This window comes from Xanthomonas sp. D-36-1, assembly GCF_017746155.1.
Lineage (GTDB): Bacteria > Pseudomonadota > Gammaproteobacteria > Xanthomonadales > Xanthomonadaceae > Xanthomonas > Xanthomonas cissicola.
Genome location: NZ_JAGHWR010000015.1, coordinates 29,664 through 38,638, shown reverse-complemented (window position 1 = coordinate 38,638; position 8,975 = coordinate 29,664). Strand labels below are relative to the sequence as shown.

Here is an 8,975-nt window from a genome sequence, read left to right as displayed (position 1 = left end):
GGTTCTATTCGCCCGCTTCGGGCTGTCGATACAGGCGGTCATCGCCGCCCTGCTCTTCGCGCCAGGGCACCGCGAGCCCGCCTGCGGTTGAGAACGGAATTGTTCAGGGCGGACTATTTACTCCAAGGCCTCGGTTTCCGGGGCCTTTTTCTATGCACCGAGAGTCCGAGGCGAGTTCTCACCCTACCCAAAATCACCCGCGCCGCATTATGTCCAGGCGCGCCGGTCACGCCGCCGCCGGGGTGCGTCCCCGAGCCGCACAGATACAGCCCCGGTACCGCACCGCGATACGCACCCTGGCCCACTAGCGGGCGTGCGCTGAACAGCTGATTGAGGCTGAGGGCGCCGTGGAAGATGTCGCCGCCGACCAGGCCGAAGATGCGTTCCAGATCGAGCGGGCTCAGCACTTGCCTGCCCAGTACCGATGTGGCGAACCCAGGCGCGTAGCGTTCCACCGCGGCGATCATCAGATCGGCCACCTCTTCGCGGTAATCGTCCCACCGCTTGCCGTCCGGCAGTTGCGGGGCCACGTGCTGGCAGAACAGGCTGGCGACATGCTGACCCGGCGGCGCAAGGGTGTCGTCCAGGGTGCTGGGAATGAGCAGTTCGACCACGGGCTCACGCGACCACCCGAAAGCGCGCGCGTCGTGCCAGGCGCGGTCCATGTAGTCCAGGCTCGGTGCCAGGATGATGCCGGCGGTCAGATGATCGCCACTGCCGGGCAACGCCGTGAAGTCCGGCAGGCGCGAGAGCGCGACATTCATGCGGAAGGTGCCCGACCCGCAGCGGTAATGCGCAATACGTTCGCGCGTTGTCGCAGGCACGTCGTCTTGCCGCATCAGGCGCTGATACAGCAGTTTCGGGTTGACGTTGGCCACGACCGCGCGAGCACGGACGGTTTCGCCGGCAGTCGTGACGACACCGACCGCACGTCCCTGCTCCACCAGCACGCGCTCCACCGCGCAGCCAGTATGGACCTGCGCCCCGTGCTCGCGCGCGCTGGCGGCCATGGCCTGAGTGATCGCGCCCATGCCGCCAATGGCATGGCCCCACGCCCCCTTGACCCCGTTGCTCTGCCCGAACACGTGGTGCAACAACACGTACGCTGTGCCGGGCGTGTAAGGGCTTGCGTAATTGCCGACGATGCCATCGAAGCCGAACAAGGCCTTGATCGGCGCGCTTTCGAACCAGCAGTCCAGATACTCGGCCGCTGAAATCGTAAACAGGTCCAACAGCTCCTGGCGCAATGTCAGCGGCAGGCCCTGCAACTGCAGCCCGAGCTTGCCTGCCCGCCATAGCTGCGGCAATGCCTGCAGCCAGCCGCCATCGGTGACATCGGGCGGTGGCTGCAAGGCCAGCGCACGCAATACATCGGCCAGTTGCTCCAGCCGCGCTTCGTAGGCGGGCAAGGCAGCCGCATCCCGCGCTGAAAACCTGGCGACTTCCTGTGCCGTGCGCCCTGCCCCGGCAAGCAGATAGTCGCCGTTCGGCAACGGAAGAAAATTATTGATGCGTCGCGGCACCACCCGCAGGCCATGGCGCTCCAGTGCCAGATCGGCGATGACCCTGGGCTGCAGCAACGACACCGTGTACGCCGCCACCGAATTGCGGAAACCGGGATGAAACTCCTCGGTCACCGCCGCACCGCCGACCACCTCGCGCGCTTCCAACACCAGCACCCGTTTGCCGGCCCTGGCCAGATAGGCAGCGCACACCAGCCCGTTGTGGCCGGCGCCGATGATCAGTGCATCCAGGGGTTCAGAGGCGATAGCCATGCACCGGTATATAGCACCGCTCACCCGCGCCCACCACCTGGCAGCGGCAGCGTATGCGCGCCTGCCCGTCGCTACCGACGCAACACCGCGCCGGCGCATGCAGTGGTAGACGAACAGCAGCCGCTGCAAGGTGCGGCTGGTGTTTGGTGCAGCAAGTGGCACGCTTGATGATTCGAGGTAGAGCACGCCGACGCGCCCAGCCGGCAGCTGCACGTTGTGTGATCGGCAGTGCCGCCGTTGCCAGTTGGCGATGGCGGGGCGGCTCAACCCGTGGAAGGCACCACCGCGCCCCCACAAGCTGGCGCCTCGCCCGGCCCTCTACGCCCCGCACCCATGACCTTCGACACCATGCCATCCGGCTGGCGAGGCGTAGAGTGCCGGCCACGGCCCCGGCGACGGGGCTTCCCATTGATGCTTCTGGAGTCCTTCGTGATTCGTACACCTCATTTATTGACGCTGACCCTGGCCGTGGCCACCGCCCTGAGCGGTTGCAAGAAGTCCGAAGACGCCGCACCGGCGGCACCGGCGGGCGACACTGCCGCCGCCACCCCCGCGGCACCCAAGACGCTGACCCTGGACCAGAGCAAGCTGCCGGCGGTGAACCAATTCACCGCGGCCGACCTGGACCCCAACAGCAACGCCTGCACCGATCTGAACGCCTACGCCAATGCCAAGTTCCTGGCCGCCAACCCGGTGCCGAGCGATCGCACCAGCTGGGGCGCGTTCGAGATGCTTGACGAGCGCTCCAACGCGATCCAGCGGCAGCTGGTGGAACAGGCCGCAGCCGACAGCAAGGCCACCGGTGTGGAAAAGATCGTCGGCGACCTGTGGTCGACCGGCATGGACGAAGCCAAGATCAACGCACAGGGCATCGAGCCGCTGAAGCCGGAGCTGGCTGCCATCGACGCCATCAGCGACCAGACCAAGCTGGTCGACTATCTGCGCAGCAGCGCAGCCAAGGGCAACAACGCGCTTTTCGGCTTCGGCGCCGAAGCGGACTTCAAAAAGTCCAGCCAGAACATCGCCTATGCCATGCAGGGCGGCCTGGGCCTGCCGGACCCGGAGTACTACACCAGCCCCGCCAACAAGGCCAAGCTGGAGGCGTATCAGGCGCACGTGGCCAAGGTGCTGGAACTGTCCGGCGTGGCTGCGGCCGATACCGCTGCGCAGGCCAAGCAAGTGGTCGCTTTCGAAACCCGCCTGGCCAAGGTCTCCAAGACCAGCACCCAGATGTCGCGCGACGCCTCGCTGGCCTATAACCCGATCTCGCCGGCCGAGGCCGACAAGCTGACCCCGAACTGGTCGTGGACCGAGTTCTTCAAGTCGCAGGGTGTGGCCACACCGGAGATGTTCTCGCTGGCGATCCCGGCCTTCCACCAGGAAGTGAGCAAGATGATCGCCGACACCGACCCGGCGATCTGGCGCGCGTACCTACGCTTCCACACCGTCGATGGCGCTTCGCCGTTCCTGAGCCAGCCGTTCGTCGATGAGAACTTTGCGTTCTACAACAAGACCATGCGCGGCCAGAAGGAAATCAAGCCGCGTTGGAAGCGCGTGCTGGTCACCATCAACGGCCAGGCCGGCGAAGCGCTGGGCCAGCTGTACGTCAAGGTCGCCTTCCCGGCCGATTCCAAGGCCAAGATGGAAACCCTAGTGACCAATCTGCGTACCGCGCTGAAGGCCCGCATCGAAAAGCTGGACTGGATGAGCCCGGAGACCAAGACCAAGGCCATCGCCAAGTGGGAAAGCTTCACGCCCAAGATCGGCTACCCGGAAAAGTGGCGTGAGTGGAACGGCCTGAGCACCGGCCGCGACAGCTACCTGGGCAACGTGATGGCCGCCCAGGAGTTCAACTACAAGTGGAACCTGTCCAAGATCGGCAAGCCGGTGGACAAGACCGAATGGGGCATGAGCCCGCAGACGGTCAACGCGTACTACAACCCGCTGCAGAACGAAATCGTGTTCCCGGCCGCCATCCTGCAGCCGCCGTTCTTCGACCCGAATGCGCCGGAGGAAATGAACTACGGCGGCATCGGTGCAGTGATCGGCCATGAGATGACCCACGGTTACGACGACCAGGGCAGCCGCTTCGGCGCCGATGGCAACTTCATCCCCGATCCGGGTTGGTGGACGCAGAAGGATCTGGACGCGTTCAAGGCGCGCACCGGCAAGCTGGTGGCGCAGTTCGACGGCTACCGCACGCCGGCCGGCGACAAGGTCAAGGGCGACCTGACCCTGGGCGAAAACATCGCCGACCTGGGTGGCCTGAACACCGCCTACGACGCCATGAAGGCCGCCACTTCCGGCAAGGACGACCCCAAGACCGACGGCATCACCCGCGACCAGCGCTTCTTCCTGAACTGGGCCACGGTGTGGCGTCGCAACTTCACCCCGGAAGAACTGGTCGTGCGCCTGAAGACCGACCCGCATGCACCGGCGAACTTCCGCGCCATCGGCGCACCGTCGAACATGCCGGCATTCGCCGCCGCGTTCTCGTGCAAGGCGGGCGATGCGATGGTGCGTCAGGGCGACAAGCAGGTCGTGATCTGGTAATTGCGCAGTCGCGGTAAAACGACGGGCGGCCATCGAAAGATGGCCGCCCGTTTTCTTTGTACGCCCGGTATTTCCCGCCTCGTCTTCTCCATATCCACCAGCCGGCACCAACGACCGATGCAGGCCGCCCCTGCACTGGATGACCTTTCCTGCACACACGCATCGCCAGACGCATGCCGGCCAACGCGTACAACGCACATCCTGCTGCGACGCCATCGCTGCGCCTGGCCGCAAGCGCAGGCTGTACGCAAGACCCGCAAACACCAGCTGCAACGCGGTGCGATCTGTAATCGCGCCTGCATGCAAGCCTCAACAAAACTCAACGCACGCGCCCCTGGTGATGGGTCCGCTTATGCTCGGCGTTTATCCCTGCGACTGGCGCCCATGTCACCCACCAAGACCTCCTCGCTTGCCCTTGCCCTGCTGGTCGCCCTGACAGGCTGCCAACGCGAAGCGCAAACCAGCAGTACACCGGAAAAGACCGCAACCTCGGCACCTGCAGCGACGCCAGCGGCAGCGAAACCTGCGTTCGATATCGGCGAACTGGATGCAGCCACCAACCTGTCGCCCACAAGATCGGCATGCTGTATGCCTCGGGCATGGATGAAGCGGCCATCGAAGCGGCCGGCGACCAGCCGATCAAGCCACAGCTCGACGCCATCGCCGCGCTGACCTCAGGCAAGGACGTCGCCGACTACATCACGCGTCGTTTTGCCGAAGGCGATGCGCTGGTGTTCGATTTCGGCGCACGTGCCGACTTCAAACATGCCGACAGACAGATCGGGTTTGCGCAGGAAGATGGACTCGGCCTGCCGACCAAGGAGTACTACACCTCGCCCGAATACGCCCCCATTCGCGAGGCGTATCTGGCTTATATCGCCAGATCCTTCGAGCTCACCGGCAGCACCGCAGACGCCGCCAAGGCACAGGCGAGCGAGGTCCTGGCGCTCGAAACGCGGCTGGCGGCCGCCTCGCTCACACGCACCGAGGCGCGCGACCCCAAGAACCAGTATCACTTCGTCAGCACGGCCGAGGCCGACAAACTCACGCCGCACTTTGCATGGAGCAATTTCTTCGCTGTGCAAGGCCTCGACAGCGGTGCCGGCTTTTCCCTGTCGCAGCCGCGGTTCTTCGCTGAATTCGATCGTCAGCTGGCGAACGCACCGATCGCACAATGGCAGGCCTATCTGCGCTTCCACACCATCGACGATGCATCCAAGCAGCTCAGCAAGGCCTTCGTCGACAACAACTTCGCCTTCTATGGCAAAACGCTTTCCGGACAACCCGAACAGCAGCCGCGTTGGAAACGCGTATTACGCACGGTCAACGGCGCAATGGGCGAAGGGCTGGGGCAACTCTACGTCGCCAAGGTGTTCACGCCGGAAGCCAAACAGCGCGCCAGCGACTTGGTGGACAACGTGCGTATTGCGCTCAAGGCGCGCATCGAAAACGTCGACTGGATGAGCCCGGAAACCAAAGCCAAGGCCATCGCCAAGTGGCAAACATTCCTGCCAAAAATCGGCTATCCCGACACCTGGCGCGACTGGTCTGGGCTGGAGATCGTGCCTGGCGCGTATTACCGCAACCTGCAGGCAGCAGCGAAATTCAATTATCACTACGACATCGCCCAGATCGGCAAGCCCACCGACCGCATGCGCTGGCAGATGACCCCGCAGACCGTCAATGCATATTACGACCCCAGCACCAATTCCATTAATTTCCCGGCTGGAATTCTGCAACCGCCGTTCTTCGACGCCAGTGCGGACGATGCCTTGAACTACGGCGGCATTGGCGCGGTGATCGGGCACGAAGCCACGCACGGCTTCGACGATGAAGGCAGGCAGTTCGACGGCGCCGGCAACAATGTCGACTGGTGGACGCCGCAGGACCGCAAGGCCTTCGAGCAACGTGCCGAACGACTGGTCAAACAGTTCGATGCCTACGTGCCGCTGCCCGACCACCCCACCGTGCACGTCAATGGCAAGCTCAGCCTGGGCGAAAACATCGCCGACCTGGGCGGTACCAACGTCGCCTACGATGCGTTGCAGTCAGATCTGCGCGCGCATCCGGAACGCGCCATCGCGATCGACGGGTACAGCCCGGATCAACGTTTTTTCCTCAACTACGCACGCAGTTGGCGTGGGCAGACACGCGAACAGCAGCAACTGGTCTATCTGGCGAGCGACCCCCATGCGCCCGACAACCTGCGCGCCATTGCCCCGCCCTCGAACATGCCCTCCTTCGCCAAGGCATTTTCCTGCAAGGCCGGCGATGCGATGGTGCGGCCAGAAAAAGACCGCGTGGTGATCTGGTAAGCGTGCACAGGCGGCGGCTGCAAGCGCTTCCACCACGATGGACCCGGCACAGGCCCGCACGCGCGGGCCTGTCGCATTCATGCAGGCGGCCGGCAGCGAGCACGAACCGGCGCGCGCGCCTGCCTGCGCGACACGCAGCCTTGCTAAACTCCGCCGACTTCAATCTGGCCACCCTTCTTCTCGATGCCCACCATTCGTCCGCTTGCCCTCGCTCTTGGCTTCAGCCTGATCTCGCTGCTGTCCGCCCCCGACGCCGACGCCGCTCGCAAGAAGAAGGCCGCGGCGCCCAAGGCGCCGGCCGTCTCGGCCGCCTGCACCAATTTCTACGACTACGCCAACGCCAGCTGGCTCAAGGCCAACCCCGTGCCGCAGGCCGGCGCCGTCACCGCGCTGGGTCAATTGTCCGAGCGCGCCCTGCAGCAGCAGCGCGAGTTGCTCGACGCATCGATGAAGTCCCCGCAGGGCAAAGTGCAGAAGCTGCTTGGCGATTTCTGGGCCAGCGGCCTGGACGAAGCGGCGGTCGAGAAGGACGGCTCCAACCCGATCGCCCCCCTGCTCTCGCGCATCGACGCGATCAAGAAGGCCAAGGATGTGCCCGCTTCCATCGCCGCGTTGCATCAGGTCGGCATTCCGGTCGGCTTCAATTTCGGCCCGGACGTGGACCTGAAGGCGCTCGATCGCCATATCGGCTACTTCATGCAGGGCGGCATGGGCCTGCCCGACCCGGCCTTCTACACCCGCACCGACGCCGACACCCAGGCGCTGATGGGCCGCTACCGCGCCTACGTCAAGCAGATCCTGGCGCTCACCGGCACCGCCGCCGACAAGCTCGACGCCGACGCCGCCTCCGTGCTGCAGATCGAAACCGCGCTGGCGCGTAGCGCGCAGTCGGTGCAGGGCATCAACAACCCGTTCAACAACTACGCACCGATCGCCACCAAGGAACTGGGCAAGCAGTACAAGAACCTGCGCCTGGCCGACTTCCTGGAAGCGCAGGGCGTCAAGGACGACCTGGTGTCGATGGCCGACCCGGCCATGTTCAAGCAGCTCGACAGCATGATCGTCAGCATCAAGCCGGACCAGTGGAAGGCCTACCTGCGCTGGCGCGTGGGCGATGCGATGGCACCGTACCTGTCCAAGAGCTTCCACGATGCCGAATACCAGTTCCGCGGCCGCCTGCTGCGTGGCGATGCGGTGCCGCCGCAGCGTTGGCAGCAGGTGCTGGACGCCATCAACGTGGCCGCCGGCCCGATGCTCGGCCGCGAGTACGTGGCGCGTTATCTGAGCAGCGACACCCGTCGCCAGGCCGAAGCCATCGCCGACCAGGTGCGCGATGCGCAGCTGGCCGCGCTGGAGCGCACCGGTTGGGGCAACGGCGAGGTGGTGGCCGAAGCCAAGGCCAAGCTGGCTGCGATGAAGATCGAAGTCGGCGCGCCGCGACGCGACCTGGATTACACCGTGCAGCCGATGGGGCGCGGCAGCTTCGGCGGCAATATGCTGATCGCCTCGACCTGGCGCCACCGCGAAGAGATGAAGCGCATCGGCAAGGGCAACGCCGACCGTCGCTGGGACGTGCTGCCGCAACAGCCGGCGGTGGCCTACGACATCGCGCAGAACCGGCTGATCGTCACTGCCGCCGTGTTGCAGGCGCCGGTGTTGACCACCGGCGGAACGCAGGCCGCGCAGTACGGTGCATACGGTGCGCTGGTCGCACACGAGATCACCCGTGCGATCGATGCCAAGGGCTCGCTGGTCGATGCCAAGGGCGAATTGCGCAGCTGGTGGACGCCGGCCGAAAAGGCGAGCTGGACGATGCTCACCGGCAAGGTGGCCAACCAGTTCTCTGCCTACCCGTACCCGGGCGTGCCCAACGCCAAGGTCAACGGCGCGCAGACGGCCGAAGAGAACCTGGCCGATCTGGCCGGCGTCGAATTGGCCTGGCAGGCTTTCAGCAAGGCGCAGCCGGCAGCCACTGAGGCCGACAAGCAGGCATTCTTCACTGCCTGGGCCGGGCTGTGGGCGCAGCAGTTGTCGCCCAACGAAGCGGTGCAGCGTGCAAGCGCCGACATCCGCGCGCCGGGCCAGTGGCGCACCAACGGCCCGCTTTCGAACCTGCCCGAGTTCGGTGCAGCGTTCAGCTGCAAGGCCGGCCAGCCGATGCAGCGCGTGGATGCCGAGCAGTTGACGATCTGGCGCTGAGTCAGGCGCCAGCAAGTCGCTGGCAATCAACACGAGTGGCCGGCAATAAAAAAGAGCGCGGATTCCGCGCTCTTTTTTTGTGCCTGGCGTTTGGTCCATCCGTTGCTTCGCTCAACGCGCTCTTCCTAGGAGC

At 65.0% G+C, this 8,975-nt stretch carries 3 protein-coding genes and 1 pseudogene; 3 read left to right on the top strand and 1 reads right to left on the bottom strand.

Annotated elements, in window-relative coordinates; genetic code table 11:
- Positions 1 to 113: 113 nt before the first annotated feature.
- Positions 114 to 1,775, bottom strand: coding sequence for an NAD(P)/FAD-dependent oxidoreductase (locus tag J7367_RS04895; RefSeq protein ID WP_244672264.1), 1,662 nt, complete (start codon positions 1,773 to 1,775; stop codon positions 114 to 116).
- Positions 1,776 to 2,186: 411 nt separating this feature from the next.
- On the opposite strand from J7367_RS04895, the gene J7367_RS04890 reads away from it, so the two are divergent.
- The 3 genes and pseudogenes from J7367_RS04890 (at position 2,187) to J7367_RS04880 (ending at position 8,842) form a co-directional block, all read left to right on the top strand.
- Positions 2,187 to 4,328, top strand: a complete 2,142-nt coding sequence (locus J7367_RS04890) for a M13-type metalloendopeptidase (RefSeq protein WP_081028027.1) — start codon at positions 2,187 to 2,189, stop codon at positions 4,326 to 4,328.
- A gap of 384 nt (positions 4,329 to 4,712) precedes the next feature.
- Positions 4,713 to 6,643 (top strand): annotated as a pseudogene (locus tag J7367_RS04885) (M13 family metallopeptidase).
- 183 nt (positions 6,644 to 6,826) lie between these two features.
- Complete coding sequence (locus tag J7367_RS04880; RefSeq protein WP_057664189.1) at positions 6,827 to 8,842, top strand: M13 family metallopeptidase; 2,016 nt, start codon at positions 6,827 to 6,829, stop codon at positions 8,840 to 8,842.
- The last annotated feature ends 133 nt before the right edge of the window (positions 8,843 to 8,975 follow it).